This window comes from Olleya sp. 1-3, assembly GCF_002836085.1.
GTDB classification, from domain to species: Bacteria; Bacteroidota; Bacteroidia; order Flavobacteriales; family Flavobacteriaceae; genus Olleya; species Olleya namhaensis.
The window spans coordinates 68,061-94,130 of record NZ_PJBW01000004.1 but is presented as its reverse complement, the minus strand read 5'-3'; the positions used below and the strand labels follow the sequence as shown (position 1 = coordinate 94,130).

The following is a 26,070-nucleotide window of genomic DNA, read 5'->3' as shown; positions in this document are numbered from 1 at the left end:
AATAAAACAAGTAAGGTTTAAACCTCTACAAAATAAGTGTCAGAATCCTCAGGATTATAAGGCTCGTTAATCCAAAACAACGTAATTAATTCTGTGTCGCCAATATTAGTAATATTATGTGTGTACCAGACTGGCATGTCTACATAAGCAGGCTCAGTACCATCTAGCTCAAAATTAAAAACTTCATCTGTATTAATTTTACGTAGTTGTATTCTTGCTTTTCCACTAATAACCGCAAAACGCTCTACCTTACGCGTATGGTAATGATTACCTCTAGTAATACCAGGAACTGTAGTAGAGTAAGAAGATTGCCCAGATGTATTGGCTCTCATAATCTCCACAAAAGCACCACGATTATCAGTATGTTTTACAAACTTACGCGGAAAATAATCTTTAGGTATAAAACTAGTAAAAGTATTAAATAAGGCCAACTCAAAAGGATCTCTTAAATCTGCAACTACACCATTATCCATATAACTTTCTTTATAATGGTTTAATAAATTTAAAACTTCAGACACTTTTTTGGATACTGTATGAGTGACTTGTATAGTTGTACTTGTTTGCTTTGAATCACTAATTACTTCTTTATAAAAAGCTTCTGCTAGTTCGTTTATATAAATAAGTTTTACTTCTCCATCACTATTAATTGTTGGTGAGTCTCCATTTACTATTTGGTGACAAAATGTTGCTACAAAAGAATTATAAAACGGTTTTCCAAAAGGTCCAAAAACATTTGGTATTACTAAAGAGCTTACTTGTGCACCCGAAGCACTTGCCCAAGTTTCTAACGCTTTTCTTCCATCACGTTTAGATTTCCCATAAAGATTATCTTTTTCTTCTTGTGTGGACGAAGAGAATATAATTTTAGGTGTTGCTTTTGTTACTTCGCAGGCTGCTACTAATTTAGTTACTAAGCCCACATTGGTATTGTAAATAACTTGCTGATCCTCATGCCTATTCATTGCAGCAATGTGTAAAATAACATCGCATTGGCTTACAAAGGCTTTTAAAGCTGCCTCATTTTCGAAAAAAGAACGCTTAAAACTTACAAGTTTAATGTTTTCTTTTGTTCCTAAATAGTTATATAAATGACTTCCCATGAAGCCTGCTTGACCAGTTATCCCTACTTTAATCATTGTTCCCAATTTACCCATTTATTACTATCAAATCTATAATGATCGTCTTCTATTTCGCCCAAACTATAGTTTGACATAATCATTAGTTTTGAATCTTCTGTTACTGCTATAAATCCGTTTGCAAAACCGTTTGGCATATAAAGTACTTGAGGTGTGTTTTCGTTTAATTCAAACTCAAAAACTTCGCAATTATCCGATGGGTTTTTCCAATCGTCAATTTTTACAAGCTTTACTTTAAAGGTTCCTTTTACACAAAAAAACCATCTGCTTTCTATTTGGTGCCCTTGCCATGCTCTTATAGTTTCTATACTTGGATGTGTTGTAATATACATGCGCTTAATCACTGACATGTCAAAGTCATTTACAAATTGTAGTGTCCCTCTTTGGTCAGAGAAAGCACCACCCTCAATAAGTTTTGGTAAAGCTTCTTTCATTTTACTTAATATCCTCTCTAATAAAATCTAGTTTTAATAATAGTTTTTTCATACCTTCTACATCTAACTGATCTGTATTATGAGAGTGATAATCTTCTATAGTATTCATGTCTACTTCACCTTCTGAAAAGAAGTTCGCGTAGTTTAAGTCTCTATTATCTGCGGGCACTCTGTAGTAGTCGCCTAAATCTTCTGCTTTAACGCGTTCTTCTCTTGTAAGTAAAGATTCGTATAGTTTTTCTCCGTGACGTGTACCAATTACTTTAAGCTTGCTATCTGATTTGTATAAATCGATTAAGGCTTTTGCTAAAGTCTCTACTGTTGCTGCTGGTGCTTTTTGCACAAACATATCTCCAGGTTCTGCATTATCAAAAGCAAATAGCACTAAGTCTACTGCGTCTTCTAAAGTCATCATAAAACGTGTCATTTTAGGGTCTGTAAGGGTTAGATCTTCTCCTTTTGCCATTAACTCTACAAACACTGGAATTACTGAGCCTCTTGAGGCCATTACATTACCATAACGTGTTCCTGAAATAACTGTGTTTCCTGCATTTCTTGACTTTGCAACTAATACTTTTTCCATCATTGCTTTAGAGATACCCATTGCATTAATTGGATAAACCGCTTTATCAGTACTTAACACAACCACGCTTTTAACATTGTGGTTAATTGCTGCTTCTAAAACATTTTCTGTCCCTAAAACATTAGTTTTTACGGCTTCTATTGGAAAAAACTCGCAAGAAGGTACTTGTTTTAAAGCTGCTGCATGATAAATGTAATCTACACCTCGTACTGCAGTTTCAACTGAGCGATAATCGCGTACATCACCAATATAAAATTTAACTTTAGGGTTGGATAAACGACGTCTTAACTCGTCTTGCTTTTTTTCATCTCTTGAAAAAATTCTAATTTCTTTGATATCAGAATTCACAAAACGATCCAATACTGCGTTTCCAAACGAGCCTGTTCCTCCTGTAATTAATAACGTTTTGTCTTTAAAATTGCTCAATGTTTTAGTTATTTAAATTTTTAAATAAATATTCTAATGTTTGCTTAGAACATTCCTCCCAAGTGTATTGCTTTGATTTTGATTTTGCTTCTAATGCTGATTCTTGTCTATCTGTTGGATTATCTAAAAATGCTTTTAAATTTTGATAAACACTTTGTTTTTTTGTTGGATCAAAATAAAATGGATGCTTACTTCCTAAAAACTCTGGCATTGGCTGGTAATTAGAGCATAATATTGGTAATCCAGATGACATTGCTTCTATTAAAATATTAGGCATGTTCTCGCAAGTTGAAGCAAAGATAAACCCATCTGATGATTTATAAAAATTTTCAACCTCATCATAGTTAACCTTTCCATGATAATTTACAACTTTATTATATGTTTTGTCAGATTCTATTTCTGACAAGTATTTTTTATAATATTGTTGATAATCTCCTCCAACTAAATTTAACTTAATATTGTAGCCTTGCTTATATAGATCTAATACCACTTTTATTAAATCTATTTGGTGCTTATATACTGTTATTGGCGAAATATACAATAAATTATAAGGGTTGTCTTTTGAATATTCTGAAATATGTTTTTGAACCTTTACTTCTTGAGCAAATTTTTGATTAACACCATGATGTATTATTGGTGATTGACTTAGGTCTTTATTTAAAAAACCTAAAATTGTTTTTTTAGCATATTTCGAAATAAAAATAATACCATTTGAGTTGTTAAATGCCTTTTTCTGAAAATGACGAAGCAGCCTAAACTTAGTTTTCATGACAGATGTTTTTCCGTATCTATCACTTTCTAAGGAGTCCCAGATTAACATATTTTGGCTCATTTCAATATGCGGCTTGAAAGTGCCTATATATGTTCCAGCTGGATTGAATAAGACAGCATTATCTTTGTTGTTTTTTAAATACTTTTCAAAATGAATTTTTTTCCAAAACGTAATATAAAATGTTCCTTTTTCTAACAAAGGATGTGTTTTTTTACTAATCCAATTTTGATTTTCAATTTTGGTTAGTGTGCTGTTATTACTAAAGACCTCGATAACATCAAACTGTAAAGTGTCTTTTGTTATGTTATTTAGTAGCTCTATTAAATGGGTTACACCTCCTCCATCTCTAATATTAGAAGCATCAATGATTAGTTTATTTTTCATTGTTTTAGTATTTTTTATTACTATTCAAAAAATACTTAAAATGTGCGACTGACCAATTAGGCTCACAATGTCTTCTGTTTATTACTGTATTATTAAAGCTGTAATAATTTTTATAATTTGTACCACTAAAGATGTACTGATAATATTTTTTTGCTAATTCTAACGCCTCATTAGTAAGGTGCTGTTCTTGACCATATGGAAAAGCAAACATATTGCAATTGTTATTGGTTTTTTCTTCAATGTATGTTTTACAATATCCAAGTTGATATTGTAATTGATCATTAGTCATATTCATGCCTAGATCTAAATGATCCATAGTGTGGGCTCCAATAATGTGACCCTCTTTTATTAGTTCATTAACTTGCTGCCAAGTCATTGGTTTTTTATTCTCTGTTTTAGTTCTGTCTAAAAACCCTTTATTATAGTCTTTATCTCCATCTATAAAATTTGGATTTACAAAAAAAGCAGCACTTATATCAAATGCTTTAAGCACACCATTAATTTTTGTGTAACATTCTTCAAAACCATCATCATAAGTAAAAGCTACTAATGGTTGATTAGGTGTTTGCTTATTGTCTATTAGAGACACTGCTTCTTCAATACCAATAAAAGTAACATGTTTACTTACGGCTTCTAATTGCTTGTAAAACACTTCTGCTTTTACATCTTTATCAGATATATAATGGCTATTAATAATATGTACGCCATTTTTAGGCGTAGCAATAGCACCAAATAGATCTAAATATGTTTTTCTTAATAATGCTCTCATAGCTTACCAAGGAATGTTAGTTAAATTAAACAGTTCTGCAATTTTTTGCTTTTCAGTAGCATAATCCCCTGTTAGTTTTGACACAACTTCTTCTTGAGTATCATTTTTTGCAGTTGATGTATTTATTTTTTTATATAAAGGGGATACTATGCTTTTTATCATACCTCCTAAATATACACCTACTTTTCCTTTATAAAGGTAATTTAAATAAAACTGCCTTAAGGCATCATAAGTATATGACAAAACTTTTGATTTTATTTTTACTGTTTTGTTATAGTGCCCAAATTGATAATTTGTATAAAATTTATTATCTATTCCTGTTTTTTGGCAAAAAGAATCTAAAAATTGTTTTGGGTCTGCTATTAAATCTTCATAAAAAAAAACATGTATTTTGCAGCCTTCTAAAGTGTTTTTAAAGTTTGTTAGGTAGTTGCTATAAAAACCAGTTGCATGTGCCATTAAAGATAGGTTATTATCTCCATTATAGGATTTGCTTAACTCATAAAATTGTTTAAAATCTACATCTTCATTTAATAAGTTTTGCTGCTTACCAAAATTAAACCAAGATTTAAACCTTGTAACAGGGTTACGTAATATTAAAACTACTTCTCCATCATTATTATCTAAAAACGATTTTATCTTTTTTGAAGTGTTATTATAAAACATATAATCTGGCGAAGCTTCTAATTTAATTTTTTGGCTTGCATTACTTTTAAAAAAATTTTGATAATTTAAATGGTTATCTTGATATGGAAATATAGATGTTAACTTGTGGATATCCTGTACTTCTTGATCTAAAAAATAATTTGTTTGCTTTATATATGAGCCACAAACATTTGGATGATCTGATAGGTAATTAAACAAAGATGTCGTTGCTGCTTTATTTGTACCTGCTATAATTATGTGTTTCAATGTGATTTATTTTTTAAACCAAAGTTTTGTTAGATCTCTGTTTAGTAATTGAGATGTTTTTTTAACATCTTCTAAATAATCACTTTCTAATTTTTGACGTGTCTGTTCATCCATTGGCTTATATTTTACCTCTTTAATATTTGCCTTTAATAATGCATTTTTAATTTTTGACCTTACCGTAATACTAAATGCTTTTTTTATAAAAGATGGTATAAACGTATTATTAATTAGTTTTTGAATTAAGGCTAATTTTGGGACACCTGACTTATTTGTATAATTAAACTTAAACTCAAAGTTATTATCTAGTTTTAAAAAGTCTAATATCTCTTTTACTTGTTCTTTTTTATCCTTTACCAGCTCTTCAAAAATAACCACTTTTACGTTTTCTTTACCAAATGCATCTATAATATCCTTTAATTGGTTATGATATAATCCATGGTTGTAATGAGCTAATGCCCCTATTTCACTTCTACCTGATTTATCAAACAATAAGTCTGGCGTATCTGTATAGGTGGCTAAACTATTTTTGTTAAATAGTTCGTTTTCGTACTGTAATGCTTCCTCAAAAGAGGTTTTAATAGAAGCTCGACCTGTTTTAATAGCCTCCCAATACGCAGAGTATGCTCTGTTTACAGGGTTTCTTAAAACAATTAAAAACTTAGAGTTATTTAATTCAGGGTGCTTTTTTACGCGCTTAACAAATAATTTGGAAAAAAATATGTAGTTGACATAGCTATGTAAAACATACTTTTCGCTGCTATATTTTGTGTAAAACGTTTTATCTAACCATGATAATCCTTTACTATAAAACCGATCTGAGACAAAAAACGGAAATTCTTTTAATTCTGGAACTAAAAAAACATCGTCATGCTGTCCTAACCAATCATATAAAGAAGTTGTACCTGATTTTTGGACGCCTATTAAAAATAAATTTGGTGTTTTCATTTTTTAAACGGGATGTAAAAACTAATTATATTATACTTTTTATAAATTACAATAGCTGATAATAGGTTCCATAATATAGTAGAAACCATAATTGCTAATGCAAGTCCATTAAGTTTAAATTTGGGTGTTAACAGAAAACCTAGGACTAATAAAACAACCAAAGATAATCCTAAAATTTTATTAAATGTCTTTTCATTACCAGACATTTGAAGTAATACACCTACAGAACCAAAAAAAGCACTAAAAAACTGACCTATAGCTATAAAAATAAGTGCTAAAGATGAACTTTGATAATTAAATCCAAAAATATTTAAAACTAGTTTTGGAAAGATTAATAAAATTAATAAAATAGGTAAAGCACTAACAAATATATAAGATGTGGTTTGACTTACATATTTACTTAGTTTTAAATAATCCTTACTTTTAAAATATTTTACAAATGTTGGTGCAGAAACACTATTAATAATACCTAAAGTAATAGAAGATATTGCAGTAATTCTAAATATCACTTCCAAATTTGCTACATCATTTAATGTAGAAAACACAGTTATTAAAATAATTGAAGCCCAATTAAAAAATTGCATTGAAGATTGCGCTATTAAAAATTCAAATCCCTTTTTAATGTTTAGTAAATAGTCTTTACAATTAAAATTTTGCTTTAAGTTAAATCCTAAGTTATTTATTTGAAAACAACTATATATCGATGTAATTAAAACAGATATCAAATAAACATAAATAAGATAGTCAATGCTGTTTACATTTAATATTTTATTTATTATTAAAATTAAAAAGAAAAAGCTAATAAAAGTAATCCCACTTATAATAAGTTGAAAATGTATAAATTTATTTTTAGCTCTTAGAATATGCGCATTAAATGTTGAGATTGACAAAAATGGAATACCAAAACTTATAATTCTTGAGTATACATAAATATTAGGCTTATTAAATATATATACAGCAATATATTTAGAAAAAGCAATGCTAAAAATGGTTAAAATTATTGAATTTATAACTACACTTTTTAACCCTTTGGAGTATGTTTTTTTTGCTTCAAAAGAATCCTCGAGAATAACTATTTCTTTAAAAACACTAATGTTTATTCCAAAAACACTAATAAGTGAAAACATTTGTAGCAAAGTAAAACACACAGTATAAACACCAAATATATTTTGACTATAAAACACATTAATTATATAGATACAGCTAAAAGCAAAGACTAAACCTAAAACTCTTGCTATTAAAACAACAAAACTGGATTTAAATAAAGTAGACTTAATCATTTAGCGCTTGATTATTAATAAGAAACTTACAGTTAACACAAATAATTGCAAATATAACCGTTCTTAATTTAGCTACAATCTAATAATAAGATTTGTTTCTATTGAACTTTAAGTTCTTCCTTATTAATAAATAATAAGGTAAAAAAAACACTTAGAGCAAACCAGTCTTGAAAACTTGGAAGGCCATTATTACCTCCAATCATCATCCTAAATAAGACCAAAATTGGTAAACCATAAATAAAACAATATTTATAACGTTTGCTAAATTTAACCCTGTTATAAATTTGAACCACTAGTTCAGATACAGTGAAAAATGTTAAAAACAAACCCAAAATACCTGAGGAAAACACACCTGCCAAAATAAAATTATGAACATAAAAAAGCTTATCATGACTTTCAATTTTTGTACCAAAACCACTACCAAGTAAAGAGTGGTTTAATGTATTTCTAATTGTGTTTATATACATTTCTATTCTTGCATCTTTTGCTAAATCTAAAAACCTATTAAAAACACTAATATCAATAAACATCATAAATATTATAACAACAATAGGAGTTAATAACAGAAAAATCAAAAGTTTTAAAGAAAGTTTATTTAAAGCAAATTTTAAAAAAAGAATGACAGAAAAAATTAATAAAGTACTTCTAGACTGAGAAAAAAGTATTAGAAAAATTAAAAAGAGTTTTAATGCCTTTTCGTAACGACTAGGGTTTGTAATATAATCTAAAATAGAGTATATAATAAGTGCAGAAATACCAAAAACATTTCTAAATTTTGGTATATGAAAACCCTCATCTCCCCAAGTCTTTATAGTAAAGTCACTAAATTTAAAATTTATAATTTTAATAAAATACTTGTAGTTTGAAACACTAGAATCCCCAAAAATAATTCCTTCTATAGCATTAAAAAAAAATAATTCCCCCATTGCTATATAAATAAATAAATTCAAAGCTATAAATGCATAAATAGCCCATTTTGAATATTTAATTATCTTAATCAAAAAAAAATCTTTTTCCCTTAAAAAAAAATCAGATAAAAGAAGAAAAGATAAAAAATATATAAAATTTTTAAAAAAAAGAGAAAAGCCAGAAACAATATCATTGCTCCAAAAAATAGAAACAAAAAATAAAATAAAACATAGTAAAAATAAAAACGTCAGAGGAATCGATTGTTTAGACATTTTAATATTAGGGCTCTTAAAAAAGAGTTTTTTAACTAACAATATAAAAACAGAAATGTGAAAAAACCTTATTTCAAAACCACTAAAAGAAAACAAACTAATCCAAGGAATTAAAAAAGTGATAAAACAGAAAAAATATACGCTATCATTAGTGATATTTTTGATATTTATTTTGTAGGACATCAACGTTTTATGGTATTAGAATAAAAAAAACAATAAAAGAAACAGAAAAATGATAGTCCAGCATATGTTACTAAAGAGCTCTCTGTTAAAAACAAAACTAAGTTTAATAAAATAAAAACATTACTTAAATCAGTATAAAGCATTACACGCTTAACCCTGAAAAATTGAAAAATAATATAAATAAATAATAGAAACCCTATTATGCCTAATTCTAACAGAATTTGCATATACATATTATGAGCATCTATTTTATGTAATTGTGATTCATAACCAAAAGCGCCATATTTAGGAAACTTTAATTGTAATGCTTCTTGAGCATTTTTTTTACCTAAGCCAAATGGGTTATGCGCTACAGTTTCGATAGCTATTGGCCATATAATAGCTCTATTATCAACTTTTTCAACTGCTTGAATTAGTTCTAAGTGTTCTTTTTTATCATAATTATAGATCAACATTCCGCTCAAAACGATAAAGGAGCTAAATATAACAAATAAAATAGTTTTGTAAAATTTAGGTTTTATACTCAAGATTAAAACCAAAATCATACAAATAAGACCAGTTACACTAAAAATTTGTAGAATACCTAAAACTAGACAAAAAATGATAAGGGCGCGATATTTAATAAAATTTTTAAAATTTAACGAAATAAATAATGCGAACGAAAAATATACTGATAAAAAAGTACCATTCATGTTTTGAATGAAATTATTACCTAAAAAATAATTGGTCAACAAAAATGAACCTTTTGATATAGCTCCTTTAGCATTTACATCCACTAACATAGGGTTAAAAGAGAAAGGACCTATAGAAATAGAATTATAAAACGCTAAAAAAGTTGATGACAAAAAAATAAAGAAACAACCGTAAACATAATATTTTAATACATTTTTATAATCTTGGTCTATCAATTTTATTGTCGCAAAAATTATTGGGAAAGCAATTAATGATGCTTTTTGCTCGAACATATTGATCCCAAATTTGCCTTCATCATAATTAGCTATTATGAACAAGAAATAAAAAACAAAAAATGGAGTATACCTAAAAAGTTCTTTTAAATCTATATTTTTTACAATTATAAAAGAGTAAAAAACCATAAGAATTATTAAGATTGTAGATAGTTTTTGATTTACCGGTAATAAGAAACAAAATAAAAATAACAACAATTTTCCGATTAAATTGTAGTTAACCGTTTTTGATAATTTAATTACACCTATAAACCCCTTCATACCCCCTAGAGACTAAAAAAAAGACGGTCAATAATTCCATTTCTTAAAATTAAAGCAGGTGAATGATTTCCGTTTACAACAAAAGTCTCAATTGTTTGATTTTCAGGGTTTATTTTTACAAATTTATTTTTAGCAAAGTATCTATTTAAATCTTTTCCATCAACTACTATCTCCACCTCATCGTACGAAAGCACAATCTTTTTTACAAATATTTTTATTGGTGAACTTCCAAATCTAAGCTGAAGGTTTTCCATAATAAAATCTCCAAACATTTCAAAATCTGTATTTATAAAATCTTTAGAAGCATTAAATTTTTGAGTGACTGTGTAACTTGAATATTGATTGTTTTCAAGCTCTATTTGAATAAAAGCACATTGGAGCATTCCTTTTGTATCAGATTTATACTCAATTTCAACTTTTAATTTATTATCTAATTTAACATCTTCAACAACAGGCACTACTTCCTCTCTATTATTTTCTTTACAATTAACAATTAATGTAATGCAAAATAACATCAATATAATTTTTTTCATTTTATAAATAATTTTTAATTTATACAATCATTCCTGCTGCTACAGTTTCATTAGTTGCATCATCAACAAGTATTATACTTCCAGTTGTTCTGTTTTCTCTATACGCATCTACCATTAATGGTTTTGTTGTACGTATTTTAACTTTACAAATATCATTCATATTAATCTCTTTATCATCGTTAATACGTTCTAGAGTATTAATATTATATTTATAAACTACTTCTTTAATCATGGCTTTTTGATCATTAGAAGTGTGTTTTATAGTGTATTTAGCTCTTGGTTTAGCAGAAGCATTGTTTAACCAACATAACATTACCTCAATGTCTTGTGACGGTTCTGGTTTGTTGTTAGAACGCACAATCATGTCTCCACGACTAATATCAATATCATCTTCTAGTGTTATAGAAACAGACATTGGTGCATACGCTTCTTCTAATTCCTTATCTAAAGTATCTATACTTTTTATTTTAGAAGTAAATCCTGAAGGCATTACTGTTACATCATCTCCTTTTCTAAAAATACCACTTGCAACACGTCCTGCATAACCTCTATAGTCTATAAAACCTTCACTTTGCGGTCTTAAAACAGTTTGCACAGGAAAACGAGCGTCTACTTTATTAATATCGCTACTAATATGCATCGTTTCTAATGTATGTAACATTGGAGCTCCTTGGTACCAAGGCATGTTTGTAGACTTATTTACCACATTATCTCCATCTAAAGCGCTCATTGGAATAAAACGTACATCTGTTACTAGCATTTTTGAAGAAATATCTTCAAATTGTCTAATGATATCATTATAAATTTCTTCCGAATAGTCTACCAGATCCATTTTGTTTACACAAACAATAATATGCGGTATTTGTAATAAAGAAGCTATAAATGCGTGTCTTTTTGTTTGCTCTATTACACCATGTCTTGCATCTATTAAAATAGTTGCCACGTTTGCTGTAGAAGCTCCTGTAACCATATTACGTGTATACTGTATATGTCCTGGAGTATCTGCAATAATAAATTTACGTTTAGGTGTTGTAAAGTATCTGTAAGCAACATCTATAGTAATACCTTGCTCACGTTCGTCTTTTAAACCATCTGTGAATAAGGCTAAATCTACACCTTTGTGGCCTTTCTTTTTACTTGTATTTGTGATAGCTTCAAGTTGATCTTCGAATATAGATTTAGAATCATATAATAGGCGACCTATTAAAGTACTCTTTCCATCATCTACACTTCCTGCTGTTGTAAAACGTAATAATTGATTGTTATCTAACATTTTTTGCTTTTTATATAATAGATTCTTGTTTTCACAAAAATTACAAATTTTTAATTTCTAGAAATATCCTTGGCGTTTTCTATCTTCCATTGCCGATTCAGAACGTTTGTCGTCACTTCTGTTACCTCTTTCTGTGTTACGCATTCCTGCAACTTCTGTAGCAATTTTTTCTAATGTATCTGCTTCAGATTCGTCTCCTCCAGTAATTGTTATATCACCTAAAGTTCTAAAACGTATTTTTTTAGTTACTACTTCCTCATGTTCTTCTAGCACTAAAAATTCTGAATTAGGAATCCATGTATCTTGTCTCCAAACTACTTCACGTTCGTGAGCAAAATATAAAGAAGGTATTGCAATGTTTTCTCTTTTTATATAGTTCCAAACATCCATTTCTGTCCAGTTGCTAATAGGGAACGCTCTAAAGTGCTCGCCTTCAAAATGCTTACCATTAAATATGTTCCATAATTCAGGTCTTTGGTTTTTTGGGTCCCATTGTCCAAAATCATCTCTATGCGAAAAGAAACGTTCTTTAGCTCTTGCTTTTTCTTCGTCACGTCTTCCTCCTCCTATTGCACAGTCTATTTTATTAGACTCTATGGCATCTAAAAGTGTTGTAATTTGAAGTGCATTACGTGTTGCGTTTTTACCTTTTTCTTCTGCTACACGACCATCGTCGATAGAGTCTTGAACAGATCCAACAATTAACTTCACACCTAAATCTGCAATAACAGAATCTCTAAACTCAATAGTTTCAGGGAAGTTATGTCCAGTATCCACATGCATTAAAGGAAACGGTATTTTAGCAGGGTAGAAAGCTTTCTTAGCTAAATGAGTTACTAAAATAGAATCTTTTCCTCCAGAAAACATAATTACTGGGTTTTCAAATTGTGCCCAAACTTCACGTAAAATAAAGATTGCTTCACTTTCTAATTCATCTAAATAATTTAAGTAATACTTACTCATCGCTATATTTTAATTTAGGTTTTATAAAGTTCATGATATCATGAACAGCTTCTTCAACCGTTTTTTCTTCGGTTTTAATTTCTATATCTGGATTTTCTGGAGCCTCATAAGGTGCAGAAATACCTGTCATGTTTTTTATTTCACCAGCTCTGGCTTTTTTATAAAGGCCTTTAACATCTCTTCGCTCACACTCTTCAATACTGGTGTTTATATAAACTTCGACAAAGTTAACATCTTTAACGATATTTTTAATATTCTCTCGGTCTTTTTTATAGGGAGAAACAAATGCTGCTAATGTTACCAAACCTGCATCAACCATTAAATTTCCAATTTCGGCTATTCTTCTGATGTTTTCTGTTCTATCTTCTGGAGCGAAGGTTAAATCGCTATTTATACCTTTTCTAATGTTATCTCCATCAAGGGTATAGGTTTTTACACCTAATTTATAAAGTTCTTGCTCTACAACATTAGCAATTGTTGATTTTCCTGAACCAGAAAGTCCTGTAAACCATATCAAAAAAGAGGTGTGGTTGTTATTTTCTTGTCTATCTGTTTTTGAAACTTGATAGTTATGTGAAATTATATTTTCTTTCATTAGTTTATTTTCTACCTAAAAAATAGTTTCTGATTTTTCCTAAAGGTAATTTTAACCATATTTTTTCATGTACATAATATAGTACAAATTTAGTAAACAATTCTGTTAATGCAATATAAAGAGCTATTTCATTAAATCCTTTTAATACAATTCCAGAAATGATAAAAGTCGTTGTAGTAGCTACAATCCGCCATGAAATGGATTTATATAAAATTTCTTTATTTGTTGTTGCTTGTTTACCAAGACGGCGTAACCATATTCTTTCGTGAAAATAAAATATTGCTAATTTTAATAAAAACTCTGATGCTCCTATTTTAATAGCATCTTCTATACTACATTCTCCTAATAAGCAGGTTACAAAAAGAACGACTAAAATAGTATCTGCTAGCGCAATAAAACGCCAAGATATTCCTTTTAGAATACTACGTATATGTGATGATTTTTTTAAAGATGCCATGTTTAGTTTTTAGACACTAAAAACCATGGGTTTAGCAGGTTTTCCTTGTTATATAAAAGGGATTGATTTGTTTCTTGCGAAATTACGTCTATTCCTACAGCGTTGCAGATTGCCTGTCCTGCAGCCGTATCCCATTCCATTGTTGGTGCAAATCTTGGGTACACATCTGCATTACCTTCTGCTACTAAACAAAATTTTAATGAGCTTCCTTTTGAAACGACCTCAACATCTTTTCCTTCATTTTTAATAGACTCTACAAAATCTAATGTTTCTTGACTCATATGAGAGCGACTACCTACTACTTGAACAGGGTTAGATTCTGGTGCTTTTGGTTGTAATACTGTTGCTGCGTTAATGACTTCTTCTACAGGAGCATCGTGTGAATCTAATTGGGTTTTAAAAGCTTCTTTAGTTGTTACATTTGCAACATATATTGTTTTTGTTGCTGGCACATAAATAACACCTAATTCTGGTTTACCATTAGTGACTAATGCAATATTTACAGTAAACTCTCCATTACGTTTTATAAACTCTTTTGTGCCATCTACAGGATCTACAACCCAACAAGTAGTCCAGTTTTTTCTAGTAGCATAGTCTGTTTGTTTATTCTCTTCGCTAATAATTGGAAACTCTGTGTTTATTAAATATGAGTTTATTATATCATTCGCTTTTTTATCTGCTTCTGTTAAAGGCGATTTATCGTCTTTAATTTCAACATCAAAAGCAGTATCATATACCTCCATAATTACTTTTCCTGCTTTTAAACTAGCCTCTATAGCTATCTGTAAATTTTTATTCATTTTTAATTAATTTGTGTTTTGTAATAACAATATTATTTTATAGAATGATAATCAAAGATATTGATTATTATATATATTAATCCACAATTTATTTTGTTGGCGCTATTAAAGCCTTCCATTTATATCTTCTATATTCAAAGTCCCTTTTACATCGTAAACCACTGATTTTGGTTTTTTATAAGCACTTAATTTAATTTTTTTAAACTGAATATGGCAAACCGTATGCACTATTGCATCATAATGATTTCCTTCTAGTTTTGATTTTAAATCTAAATTAAGTTTTTGCTTGACCTCATTTACCGATGCCCACGGATCATAAACATCAACCTCCATATTAAAAGATTTTAGGTTATTATAAACGTCAATAGCTTTAGAGTTTCTTATGTCCGGACAATTTTCCTTAAACGTGATGCCTAACATTAACACTTTTGCACCTTTTATTGCAATGTCATTTTTAACCATTAATTTTAACACTTGAGTAGCTACGTATTCTCCCATACTATCATTTAAGCGTCTTCCTGCTAATAATATTTCTGGATGATACCCTACTTCTTGTGCTTTTTGAGCTAAGTAATAAGGATCAACTCCTATACAATGTCCACCAACTAGACCTGGTTTAAATGGTAAAAAATTCCATTTTGTTGCTGCTGCTGCTAAAACATCGTGTGTGTCTATCTCTAATTTGTTAAATATTTTAGCAAGCTCATTAACAAAAGCAATGTTAATATCGCGTTGTGCATTTTCAATAACCTTTGCTGCTTCTGCAACCTTTATTGATGGTGCTAAATGAGTTCCAGCTGTTATTATTGAGGCATATAGATTATTGACTTTTTCTCCTATTTCTGGTGTTGATCCAGAGGTTACTTTTTTAATTTGTGTTACTGTGCGTTTTTTATCTCCTGGATTAATACGTTCTGGTGAATAACCACAATAAAAATCTTTATTAAATGTTAGTCCACTTTCTTTTTCTAAAATCGGCACACACTCATCCTCTGTAACTCCAGGATATACAGTTGACTCATAAATAACAATATCTCCTTTCTTTAATAATTTTCCAATTGTTTTTGAAGATTCTATTAAAGGTATCAAGATTGGTCTGTTATTTTTATCAACTGGTGTAGGCACTGTTACAATAAAAATATTGACAGACGATAAGTCTAATGTACTGCTAGAAAACAATAAACTACTAGTTCCTTTTTTGGACAAAACATCGTCTAATGTTGTTTTGTTGACTTCTAACGTGTTGTCTATTCCCTTATTTAACTGATCTATCCTTGTTTGATTAATGTCAAAGCCCACGACCTCGTACTTTTTAGCAAACTCTACAGCTAATGGTAATCCAACGTATCCAAGACCTATTATCGCAATTTTATCTCTCATTTATCTCTTGTTAACTGACTATGATTATCTGTTTTTGTTAGAAAACCAAGAGGTAGTCAATTGTATCCCTTTTTTAAACTTATATTTTGGATTATATCCTAGGTAATTAAATGCTTTAGATATATCTGCTAAAGAGTGTTTTACATCCCCTGTTCTTTCTGCACCATTTTCAATAATACTAGTAGATATAACTTCTATTTTTTTTAAATTATTTGAAATAGCTCCTATTAATTGATTCAAGTTAATACGCTCTCCACAAGCTACATTATATATTTGATTAACAGCTTCTTTATTTAAACTTAATGCCGATTTTATATTTGCCTGAACTACGTTTTCTATGAAAGTAAAATCTCTAGAATGTTCTCCATCTCCATTTATAGTAATGGTTTCCCCCTTTAACATCTTTCCTATAAACTTAGGTATTACTGCTGCATATGCACCATTTGGATCTTGTTTTGGCCCAAAAACATTAAAATATCTTAAACCAATGGTTTCTAAACCATAGGTTTTATAAAATACGTCTGCATATAACTCGTTTACATACTTAGTAACGGCATAAGGAGATAATGGTTTACCAATATTATCTTCACATTTAGGTAAAGACGGACTATCCCCGTAAGTACTTGATGATGCAGCATAAACTACTCTTTTTACAGAGCTAGAATCTTTGGCTGCCACTAAAATGTTTAAAAACCCATTAACATTTGCATTATTCGAGGCTATAGGATTATTTATTGACCTTGGAACAGAACCTAAAGCTGCTTGATGCAATACATAATCAATATCTTGCATTGCGTGTTCACAATCTTGCAAATTAGTAATATCTCCTTTTATAAATGTGAAATTAGAATACTTCTTAAACGGTTTTAGGTTGCTTAATTTTCCGGTCGATAAATTATCCAAAACCAAAACTTTTTTTGCATTATATTTAAGTAAATACTCCACAAGATTTGAACCAATAAACCCGGCTCCTCCTGTGACTAAAAAAGACAGATTTGATAGGTCTTCTTCATGATATTTTTCTGAATACATATATAAAAAATTATTAAGATTGAATTGCTTTAATATGATTATCCAAACTAACCTTCCAATTAGGTATATTTATATTAAAAACAGAACTAATTTTTGTTTTATCTAACACACTGTATTTTGGTCGTTTTGCTGTTGTAACAAAAGCAACCGAAGTTACGGGATTAACTTTAATTTTTGTTTTAGATATTTCAAAAATAGCTTTTGCGAAGCCATACCAAGTGGTTTCTCCTAAGTTACTAAAATGGTACAGTCCAAAACCCTTTTTTCTACTAATTACAATATTGATGATTGCATCTGCTAAATCGTTAGCATTTGTTGGTGTGCCCTTTTGATCATTGACAACATTTAACTCGTCTTTTTCTTGAGCCAATTTAAGCATCGTTTTGACAAAATTATTTTTAAACTCTGAGTATAACCAAGATGTCCTAATAATATAGTAGCTGTCAAGTATCGCTTGTATTGCTCCCTCCCCATCCAATTTTGTTTGACCATAAACCCCTAATGGCTCTGTTAAGTCTGTCTCCTTATAAGGCCTATTAGTATTACCATTAAAAACAAAATCTGTAGAGATATGAATTAATGTTACTCCAAATTTATTTGATGCTTCAGCTAGATTTTTAGGGCCAATAACATTTATTTCATAAGCCTTTTTATGATCTACTTCGGCATTATCTACTGCTGTATAAGCAGCGCAATTTATACAATAGTCAAAATTATGATTGCTAAAAACAGCCTCAGTTTGGATAGGATTAGTAATATCCAAAGCTTCACTATCTAAAAAAACAAAATCTAAAGTGTTTTGCTCTTTAGATTTATTTTTTAAACATGATCCTAATTGACCAGCAGATCCTGTTACAAGAATTTTTATCATTTAAACAATTGTTTTATCGTTGGTAAGACTTTATCTTTTTCTGAAATTATAAATTGTTCAGCGTTAAGATTCCAATCAATATTTAAGTCACTATCGTTATAAATCACACCATTTTCTGAAGCTTTATTGTAAACATTATCACACTTATAATTAAATACTGCGGTATCGCTTAAAACAATATATCCATGAGCGAATCCTCTAGGAACAAACAACTGTTTTTTATTTTCTTCAGATAATTCAATTGTTATATGTTGTAAAAAGCTTTCTGAATTAGGTCTCAGATCTACTGCAACATCCATAACTACGCCTTGAGTAACCCTAACTAATTTAGCTTGAGAAAACTCTCCTACCTGAAAATGCAAGCCTCGTAAAGCTCCTTTTTTAGAAAAAGCCTGATTATCTTGAATAAAATCTACTTTTTGATTTATTAAGTAATCAAATTCACTTTTTTTATAACTTTCAAAAAAATACCCCCTAGAATCTCCAAAAACAGTGGGCTCTAGAATGTAACAGTCTTTTAGTATTGTTTTTATCGCTTTCATTCTACTCTTGATTAACAAGACTTATTAAGTGTTCTCCATAACCACTTTTTAATAATGGTGTTGCTAAGTTAATTAGTTGTTGTTTAGATATAAAACCACTACTATAAGCAGCTTCTTCTATTGCACCAATCTTTAATCCTTGACGTTCTTCTATAACTTGTACAAATTGTGACGCTTGCATCAAAGAGTTGAAAGTCCCGGTATCTAACCAAGCGGTTCCTTTATCTAAAATTGAAACTTGAAGATTACCTTGATTCAAATATGCTCTATTGACGTCCGTAATTTCTAATTCACCTCTTTTACTTGGCTTTATATTTTTTGCGATTTCTAATACACTATTATCATAAAAATAAATACCTGGAACTGCATAATTTGATTTTGGTTTTTCCGGTTTCTCTTCAATTGATAAAGCCTTTCCTCTGTCGTCAAAATTTACAACACCATAACGTTCTGGATCTGTGACATGATAAGCATAAACAATTCCTCCAGTAGGATCTATATTGGATTTTAATAACTCTGTTAGTCCTGTTCCATAAAATATATTATCTCCTAAAATAAGTGCCACCTTATCTTTACCAATAAAATCAGCGCCAATAATAAAGGCTTCAGCCAATCCGTTAGGTTTATCTTGAATTTCATATTGAAAGACACAACCTAAATGACTACCATCACCAAGTAATTGTCTAAATAAAGGTAAATGATCTGGAGTAGATATAATTAATATTTCTCGTATACCTGCACCTATCAAAGTAGACAAAGGGTAATAAATCATTGGTTTGTCATAGATAGGCATCAATTGTTTACTTAACACTTTAGTTAATGGGTGTAACCTTGTACCAGACCCTCCTGCAAGTATAATTCCTTTCATGCCTAATTACTTTATTTATTATACTTTTCTAAATACCAGTTTATTGTTTTTCTAATTCCTGATTCAAAATTTTCTTCTGCACGCCATCCTAAATTTTTTTCAATTTTTGAAGCATCTATAGCATATCTAAAATCATGTCCTGGTCGGTCTTTAACAAATGTTATTTGCTCTTTATAAGATTTTTCAGCAGGCATTAATTCATCAAGTATTGAACAAATGGTATCTACGATAGTTAAATTATTACGCTCATTTTTACCACCAATATTATAAGTTTCTCCTGATTTACCAGTCTTATATACTAAATCAATCCCCTTGCAGTGGTCTAGAACATATAACCAATCCCTAATATTAGTTCCATCACCATAAATCGGAATATTTTCTCCATTAATAGCCTTTCTAATAATTGTTGGAATTAATTTTTCGTCGTGTTGTTTTGGCCCATAATTATTTGAACAATTAGTTGTTATTACGTTCATTCCATAAGTATGATAGTAACTTCTGACTACAAAGTCTGAAGCTGCTTTTGAAGCACTATATGGACTATTAGGTGCATAATGCGTGTCTTCAGTGAACAGTCCTGTTTCACCTAATGTTCCATAAACTTCATCTGTTGAAATATGATGAAATCTATTGTTTTCTTTTCCTTCTTTATATTTAAAAGGTGAAGACATCCAATGCTTTTTGGCAACATCAATAAGATTAAATGTACCCGTAATATTAGTGTTTATAAATGCCCCTGGATTTGTAATAGAATTATCAACATGTGATTCTGCAGCAAAATGAATAACACCTTCAAATTGATATTTTTCAAAAAGTTTTTCAATTAGACCTCTATCGCAAATATCTCCTTTGACAAAAGTGTAATTAGAATCACTTTCAACTTCTTTTAAATTAGTTAAATCTCCAGCATAAGTTAGACTATCTAAGTTAACTAAATTGATATTAGGATTTGTCTCTAAAAAAAAAGTAACAAAATTAGATCCTATAAATCCCGCTCCTCCAGTAACAAGTATTGTTTTCATAATTAATTGCGACTCTACTTATTTTGAGATTCTAAAAAACGTTTTAAGTTTAACATCATTATAGTGATAAAAATCAAAATAAAAGCAATAATTGGAAATGTAAATTTAAAATAATCTGTCCATTGCGATACATCATAACCAGATGGTGGAAAATCAGAAACTACATCAATAATATTTCGATTTACATCTAACTCATTTTCTAATTTTGTCCTTTGTTGAGTTAAACTAAATAATAAAGTCGTTAAGTTTGATTCATCAACTAACAATTCATTAGGTTGTGAATTACCCATATAAAAATTAGTCCCACTGCCACCATTATCGGACACGGATTTATCAGACTCCTTAATTCTAATGGCTAAATAACTATTTTTTAAAGAATCTAACTTCTGTATTTGACCAGTAATGTCTTTTATTTTGGCGTTAATATTTATAAAATTTATTTGCTTTAAAGAATCCAAATAAGGGTTCTTTCTTAAAAAAGAAACAAAATTATTTTTTAAACTTTTATAAACATTTTTATCAGTTGCTAAAACACCGATTTTATGTGATTTAAAACTATAATTATTAAGTCCTTCAAGGTAATCTTTAAAAGTCGATTCTGCTCGAGAAACAGAATCTAAACCTGATTTATACTCGATATACATTTTCATTTGAGTATTTTGATCAATATCTGGTTCAATATAGAAATTTTTGATTTTGCCTGCTTCCTCCTCACTAATTCCTAATTGCCTAGATATTTCCTTATTATCATGATCAATTGCGGCTAACTGATTTAGGTTTCGCATGTTTTCATAAACCTGACGTGTAGAATTAAAATTAGTGTTAATAAACATATTAGCCCCATAATTTTTCTCCTTTAAACTATCCAAACCATAACCAATAGCAAAACTAACTACAACTCCTATAGCATACCATTTTGCAGACTTAAATAAATGCAATAAAAGTGCAATTATAAGTTTATAAATAGTTTTAAATATTCTCTCAAAAAAAGAATACACTTTACCAAAAGCATTCCCTATTAGGTTAAAAAAGACTAATAAATCAACTTCTTCGGATTTATTGTCGTTATTTTTAGGTAATTCTTGACTCATGATTTAAATTAATTATTGGTTAAATATTTGTTGTAAAATTTTTCTTGTAATAAGGTAAGTTGGTTTTACACCAGAAGTACCTAAACCTCCAGAAGCTAGCGTCCCTCCTGTTTCTAATGGGTTATCACTTGCGTAATAAGCATATCTAACTTTTACGTCAGGATTTATACTACCTCTAACTTTAGACGCTGCCTGAATTGCTTTTTGATAATGCGCCCCTTCCATTTCTAATCCTATCACATTCCAGGTAGAATTATAAAAGAATTTTAAAATATCTTTATTTTGTAAAGAGGTTCCTAGCACCGTAATCATGGCACCTTCAAAAACAGAAACGCCTTGACCTTCTAAATCAACCTTACTTAATTCGTTTTTAAAAGGGTAATTATCTGCAGTACCTTCAAAAATATGTGCTGAAGGTATCATAATATCACCTTTACCTCCTTCTAAGATACCTGCTTTACCCATAATAGAGACAGATTCTATATTTAGATGTGTCTTGCTGCCATCTTCACTAAAAGGCTTTAAAAACTCGTCTATAGTCTCATATGCTTGCTCTCCAAAAGCGTAATCCATAACAAAAAGCACTGGTGCTTCTTTATCTTTTTCTTGTTTTGGTAAATTTAAATCTGTTTTAGATAAATCTATTTTAGCTGTATCAAAAATCTGAACATCAATATTAGTCCCAGAAGTATCTTTTATAAAGATCATCCCTTGTTGCTCTGCTTTTTGAGTTACTTTTTTTCTTAATGCTTTATTATCACTTTGACTTAATGCTTCATAAACCTTAAAAATTTCGGTTTTAGATGTTTCTGCTTTCAATGCTATTGGTGCATAAAGCGTATTCATAACACTATGTAAGTTGGCACTAATTATATGTATTGGTCTTTCTAAAAGGCCTTCTTTTTTTAAAGTCTCTTTTATTGTATTCGCCCACATTTCACCATGAATATGGTGCCCTAATCGTTCTCTTAAAACCGGGCTAAAAGTTACGGTACGCTTACTATTTTCAACAACTTCTTCAATCGCTAATTTACCTAACCAATACACTATATGTAATAAACGTTCTGGCTTGCTTGGTAATGCAAATACGTCATATACTGTAGAGAGTTCTTTAAACGTACGACCTAAAATATTTGCTGTATGCGTAATAGCTATTTCACGTTCTTTTTGTGTTAGCTTTTTCTTATTTAAAACTGCTGCTTCTAATTTTTGCCAATCTCTAGTTGTAGCACCGTTTTCATCAATAATAACACGTTTACTAATCTTGTGAGATTCGACAAATAAAAATGTAAGGTGTGTTAAAATATCATAAATTTCAGAACGTCCTCTAGTGATTTCAATATTCATTTGCTCGTCATCAATACGATAACAATTTCTTCTACGCTTAGGCGGAATTATAGCTTCAAAATGAGAATCTTTATAACCTTCATCACTTGTAAGGTTAATAAAACGACACTCTTCAATACCGTGAGGCAGTCTATCTATAACATAAAGTAAGCCTTCTAATTCTGCTTTTTCATCTGCTACAGATCCATAAATTTCTGGCCTCAACACTAATAGTGCTTCACGAAGTGTCTCTCCTGACACACCCATAGGCTTATAAAAACCTCTGTTAAACAAGTGACGCATAGTAATATACATACGCTCTATTGCATTTGAGCTTTCTTGTGCTCTCGTTCTTTCATGTTGTTTAATCATACTACTTATATAATGTATTTAACGTTCAAAGATACTATTATTTAGTCAAAACTTGTGATTTTAATGCGTCAGCAATTTTACGATCATTTGCTAATCGCGGTATTTTATTTTGACCTCCTAACTTACCTATTGATTTCATGTAATTTTGAAATCCATTTTTTTCAACCTTTGTAATTTTCAGGGGTTGTAAAACTTTTCCTGCTACCAAATCTAAATAATAACTGTTCTGTTCTTGCAAAGACTTGTCTATTTTTTTCGCTAAAGCGGAAATATCTTTAGGTTCATTCTCAAACTCTACAAACCATTCATGATACGGTAATCCTGATTCTGGACTTATTTGTGGTGCAACCGTAAACTCGTTAATTCTAACTTCAGACCCTTCAGTTGCGTCCTTCATAGCCTGTTCTACCTCTTTACCTATAACATGTTCTCCAAATGCCGAAATAAAATGTTTGATACGTCCAGACACGATAACTCTGTATGGTTTTGTTTCTGTAAACATAACGGTGTCTCCTATGTTATAAGACCAAAGTCCTGCATTGGTAGATATTATCATAACATAATTAATACCAACCTCAACATCTTTTATAGTGATACGTTTAGGGTTTTCATCAAAAAACTCATCAGCTTTTACAAACTCGTAAAACATACCAGAATTTAATTGCAGTAGCATTCCTTTTTTGTCTTGCTTGTCCTGAAATGCAAAAAAACCTTCACTTGCAGGATACAATTCTATACTATCGACTTTCCGACCTATTAAGTTCTCAAATTTAGCACGGTAAGGCTCATAATTAACACCGCCAAATATAAAAAGGTTGAAATTTTTAAAAATATCACCGACCTTTTGTCCTGTCTTAAGTTGCAGTTTTTCAAAATACATTTGCACCCACGATGGTATTCCAGAAATTATAGACATATCCTCGTTTACGGTTTCTTCTACAATAGCATCCACCTTAGTTTCCCAATCTTCAATACAATTGGTTTCCCAAGAAGGCATTCTATTTTTTTGAAGGTATTTTGGAACAAAATGTGCTACAATACCAGACAAACGACCTAGTTGTACTCCGTTTTGCTCTTTTAAAACAGGACTACCTTGTAAAAATATCATTTTACCATCTACAAACTTTGCATTTCCTGTTTCATGAATGTAAAGCAATATTGCATTTTTTGCAGCATTTACATGGTTTGGCATACTTTGCTTTGTAATGGGGATATACTTAGCGCCAGACGTCGTCCCTGACGTTTTTGCAAAATACAGCGGTTTCCCTATCCAAAGGATATCTTCTTCGCCTGCCACAACACGGTCTACGTAAGGTTTTAAAGCTTCGTAATCTCTAATAGGCACTCGTTTTATAAAATCTTGGTAATTATTGATACTTACAAAATCGTGATCTATACCAAAAGCAGTACCTGCTGCTTGACTTATTAAATCTTTAAAAACTTTATCTTGTGTTTCTATTGGGTTATTTGCCCATTTTTGTATTTTCTTATAAACGCGTTTTGCAAACGGTTTAGCTAAAGCTGATTTTAGTGAAAGCATTATTTAAAATCTATAAAATTAGTTGGGTTTACTGAATAGCCATCGCTCCATAATTCAAAATGCAAATGTGGTCCAGTAGATAGCTCTCCCGAATTACCAGACGCAGCAATTACTTCTCCTGCTTTTACTAAATCACCTTGACTTTTGTTTAATGAAGCATTATGCTTATATACAGATATTAGTCCGTAGCTATGTTCTAATATAATTACATAACCTGTTTGCGTTGTCCACTCTGCAAAAATAACAGTACCATCCGCTGTTGCTTTTATAGGCGTGTCTTTTGCTAAAACAACATCTACTGCATAGTGTTTTGTTTTACTATTGTAATTTTCGCTAATCGTACCATTTGCTGGCGGAAACAAAACAAAACTAGCTCTAGATTTTGCGGTTTCAAACAAGTTATATTTATCTTCCTTGTCTACTTTTTGTCGTAATAAAGAATCTTCTTTAATAGGGTTTAAATCCACTTGACTTGCTTCAAGTTTTGCTGCTTGAATTATCGAGTCTTTATTAAATTGAACTGTACTAACCTCGCCTTGTAACACCTGCTTAATAGACGTAAAATACTTTTCGTTTAAATCTATAACACGTTGCAAAGAGTCTGTTTTAAAACTTAATTTAACAGCTTTCTTTTTAAGTGAGGTTGAGGAGTAACCAGGGATATATTCTTTTAATGGCGTAAATGCTATTAAAATTGTTGTAAAAACAATTAAAAATATTGCAGACAGCGTGCCTAAAACAAACACATTTAGACGCGTTAAATTAAGTGATAGTCTTTCTTCAAAAGTATCGTCGTTTAATATTACCAAACGATACCTGTGTAGTAACTTCTTCTTAATTTTTTTAGATTTTTTTTCGGGTTTTACCATATTAAAAACAAAAGTAAATAAAAATTTGTGCTAACATCTTTAGGTTAAGCTAAAGTTAGTCTTTTAACGTTATTATTAAAGTTTAATTATTAACTTTGTGGTCTAAATTTTAAGTTATGATTTCAGCAAGTATATTTTTAGGTATGGTAGGACCTTGGCAAATCGCAATAGTAGTGGTTTTGGTTTTATTATTATTTGGAGGAAAGAAAATCCCAGAATTAATGCGTGGACTAGGTAGCGGAATTAAAGAGTTTAAAGACGCTAGCAAAGAAGAAGAAAACGAAGAGAAAAAGTAAATTTTACTT

Annotated in this window: 27 protein-coding genes; 1 reads left to right on the top strand and 26 read right to left on the bottom strand. The window is 30.0% G+C overall.

Annotation, left to right across the window (positions count from 1 at the left end):
- Positions 1-17: 17 nt before the first annotated feature.
- The 26 genes from CXF54_RS05645 to CXF54_RS05520 form a co-directional block, all read right to left on the bottom strand.
- Positions 18-1,136: an NAD-dependent epimerase/dehydratase family protein gene (locus CXF54_RS05645; RefSeq protein ID WP_101202792.1), complete on the bottom strand. Its 1,119-nt coding sequence runs from the start codon at positions 1,134-1,136 to the stop codon at positions 18-20.
- Complete coding sequence (locus CXF54_RS05640) at positions 1,133-1,570, bottom strand: WxcM-like domain-containing protein (protein WP_101202791.1); 438 nt, start codon at positions 1,568-1,570, stop codon at positions 1,133-1,135. Before CXF54_RS05640 ends, CXF54_RS05645 begins: the two co-directional genes overlap by 4 nt.
- A 1-nt stretch (position 1,571) precedes the next feature.
- Positions 1,572-2,579 carry a polysaccharide biosynthesis protein gene (locus CXF54_RS05635; protein ID WP_101202790.1) on the bottom strand — a complete coding sequence of 336 codons (1,008 nt, stop codon included), beginning with the start codon at positions 2,577-2,579 and terminating at the stop codon, positions 1,572-1,574.
- Between the two features lie 4 nt (positions 2,580-2,583).
- Positions 2,584-3,735, bottom strand: a complete 1,152-nt coding sequence (locus CXF54_RS05630) for a glycosyltransferase (RefSeq protein WP_101202789.1) — start codon at positions 3,733-3,735, stop codon at positions 2,584-2,586.
- Between the two features lie 4 nt (positions 3,736-3,739).
- Complete coding sequence (locus CXF54_RS05625) at positions 3,740-4,504, bottom strand: polysaccharide deacetylase family protein (protein ID WP_101202788.1); 765 nt, start codon at positions 4,502-4,504, stop codon at positions 3,740-3,742.
- A gap of 3 nt (positions 4,505-4,507) precedes the next feature.
- The gene (locus CXF54_RS05620) at positions 4,508-5,416 is read right to left on the bottom strand and encodes a sulfotransferase domain-containing protein (protein WP_157823402.1); all 909 of its coding nucleotides are present in this window, start codon (positions 5,414-5,416) and stop codon (positions 4,508-4,510) included.
- A gap of 6 nt (positions 5,417-5,422) precedes the next feature.
- On the bottom strand, positions 5,423-6,361 hold the full coding sequence (locus CXF54_RS05615) for a sulfotransferase family protein (protein WP_101202786.1): 939 nt from the start codon (positions 6,359-6,361) through the stop codon (positions 5,423-5,425).
- Positions 6,358-7,641 (bottom strand): oligosaccharide flippase family protein, encoded by a 1,284-nt coding sequence (locus CXF54_RS05610; protein WP_101202785.1) that lies wholly within the window; start codon positions 7,639-7,641, stop codon positions 6,358-6,360. Before CXF54_RS05610 ends, CXF54_RS05615 begins: the two co-directional genes overlap by 4 nt.
- 98 nt (positions 7,642-7,739) lie before the next feature.
- Positions 7,740-9,005 carry an O-antigen ligase family protein gene (locus CXF54_RS05605; protein WP_101202784.1) on the bottom strand — a complete coding sequence of 422 codons (1,266 nt, stop codon included), beginning with the start codon at positions 9,003-9,005 and terminating at the stop codon, positions 7,740-7,742.
- Positions 9,005-10,231: an O-antigen ligase family protein gene (locus tag CXF54_RS05600; protein ID WP_101202783.1), complete on the bottom strand. Its 1,227-nt coding sequence runs from the start codon at positions 10,229-10,231 to the stop codon at positions 9,005-9,007. Before CXF54_RS05600 ends, CXF54_RS05605 begins: the two co-directional genes overlap by 1 nt.
- 5 nt (positions 10,232-10,236) lie before the next feature.
- Complete coding sequence (locus tag CXF54_RS05595; protein ID WP_101202782.1) at positions 10,237-10,764, bottom strand: hypothetical protein; 528 nt, start codon at positions 10,762-10,764, stop codon at positions 10,237-10,239.
- A 19-nt stretch (positions 10,765-10,783) separates the two neighbouring features.
- Positions 10,784-12,037 (bottom strand): sulfate adenylyltransferase subunit 1, encoded by a 1,254-nt coding sequence (locus CXF54_RS05590; protein ID WP_101202781.1) that lies wholly within the window; start codon positions 12,035-12,037, stop codon positions 10,784-10,786.
- Positions 12,038-12,094: 57 nt separating this feature from the next.
- Complete coding sequence (gene cysD, locus CXF54_RS05585; RefSeq protein ID WP_101202780.1) at positions 12,095-13,000, bottom strand: sulfate adenylyltransferase subunit CysD; 906 nt, start codon at positions 12,998-13,000, stop codon at positions 12,095-12,097.
- Complete coding sequence (gene cysC, locus CXF54_RS05580; protein ID WP_101202779.1) at positions 12,993-13,595, bottom strand: adenylyl-sulfate kinase; 603 nt, start codon at positions 13,593-13,595, stop codon at positions 12,993-12,995. Before cysC ends, cysD begins: the two co-directional genes overlap by 8 nt.
- A gap of 4 nt (positions 13,596-13,599) precedes the next feature.
- Entirely contained in the window at positions 13,600-14,052 is a 453-nt protein-coding gene (locus CXF54_RS05575) for a DUF2061 domain-containing protein (protein ID WP_101202778.1), read from the bottom strand.
- Positions 14,053-14,054: 2 nt separating this feature from the next.
- A complete protein-coding gene (gene cysQ, locus CXF54_RS05570; RefSeq protein ID WP_101202777.1) occupies positions 14,055-14,852 on the bottom strand; it encodes a 3'(2'),5'-bisphosphate nucleotidase CysQ in 798 nt (265 codons plus the stop codon).
- Between the two features lie 105 nt (positions 14,853-14,957).
- Positions 14,958-16,232, bottom strand: coding sequence for a nucleotide sugar dehydrogenase (locus tag CXF54_RS05565; RefSeq protein WP_101202776.1), 1,275 nt, complete (start codon positions 16,230-16,232; stop codon positions 14,958-14,960).
- 24 nt (positions 16,233-16,256) lie between these two features.
- Positions 16,257-17,264, bottom strand: coding sequence for an SDR family oxidoreductase (locus CXF54_RS05560; protein ID WP_101202775.1), 1,008 nt, complete (start codon positions 17,262-17,264; stop codon positions 16,257-16,259).
- 13 nt (positions 17,265-17,277) lie between these two features.
- Positions 17,278-18,135 carry a dTDP-4-dehydrorhamnose reductase gene (rfbD, locus tag CXF54_RS05555; protein WP_198551043.1) on the bottom strand — a complete coding sequence of 286 codons (858 nt, stop codon included), beginning with the start codon at positions 18,133-18,135 and terminating at the stop codon, positions 17,278-17,280.
- A complete protein-coding gene (gene rfbC, locus CXF54_RS05550; protein ID WP_101202774.1) occupies positions 18,132-18,677 on the bottom strand; it encodes a dTDP-4-dehydrorhamnose 3,5-epimerase in 546 nt (181 codons plus the stop codon). The genes rfbD and rfbC overlap by 4 nt, the downstream gene beginning before the upstream one ends.
- 1 nt (position 18,678) lies before the next feature.
- The gene (rfbA, locus tag CXF54_RS05545; protein ID WP_101202773.1) at positions 18,679-19,545 is read right to left on the bottom strand and encodes a glucose-1-phosphate thymidylyltransferase RfbA; all 867 of its coding nucleotides are present in this window, start codon (positions 19,543-19,545) and stop codon (positions 18,679-18,681) included.
- Positions 19,546-19,556: 11 nt separating this feature from the next.
- Positions 19,557-20,567 (bottom strand): dTDP-glucose 4,6-dehydratase, encoded by a 1,011-nt coding sequence (rfbB, locus tag CXF54_RS05540; protein WP_198551042.1) that lies wholly within the window; start codon positions 20,565-20,567, stop codon positions 19,557-19,559.
- Positions 20,568-20,581: 14 nt separating this feature from the next.
- Positions 20,582-21,658: a hypothetical protein gene (locus tag CXF54_RS05535; RefSeq protein WP_101202771.1), complete on the bottom strand. Its 1,077-nt coding sequence runs from the start codon at positions 21,656-21,658 to the stop codon at positions 20,582-20,584.
- Between the two features lie 12 nt (positions 21,659-21,670).
- Positions 21,671-23,356, bottom strand: a complete 1,686-nt coding sequence (locus CXF54_RS05530) for a DUF6909 family protein (RefSeq protein WP_090837135.1) — start codon at positions 23,354-23,356, stop codon at positions 21,671-21,673.
- A 37-nt stretch (positions 23,357-23,393) separates the two neighbouring features.
- On the bottom strand, positions 23,394-24,896 hold the full coding sequence (locus CXF54_RS05525; RefSeq protein WP_101202770.1) for a GH3 auxin-responsive promoter family protein: 1,503 nt from the start codon (positions 24,894-24,896) through the stop codon (positions 23,394-23,396).
- On the bottom strand, positions 24,896-25,765 hold the full coding sequence (locus CXF54_RS05520; RefSeq protein ID WP_090837132.1) for a M23 family metallopeptidase: 870 nt from the start codon (positions 25,763-25,765) through the stop codon (positions 24,896-24,898). The genes CXF54_RS05525 and CXF54_RS05520 overlap by 1 nt, the downstream gene beginning before the upstream one ends.
- A 116-nt stretch (positions 25,766-25,881) precedes the next feature.
- Between CXF54_RS05520 and tatA the strand changes: the two genes are divergently transcribed.
- Entirely contained in the window at positions 25,882-26,061 is a 180-nt protein-coding gene (gene tatA / locus CXF54_RS05515) for a twin-arginine translocase TatA/TatE family subunit (protein ID WP_101202769.1), read from the top strand.
- Positions 26,062-26,070: the final 9 nt, after the last annotated feature.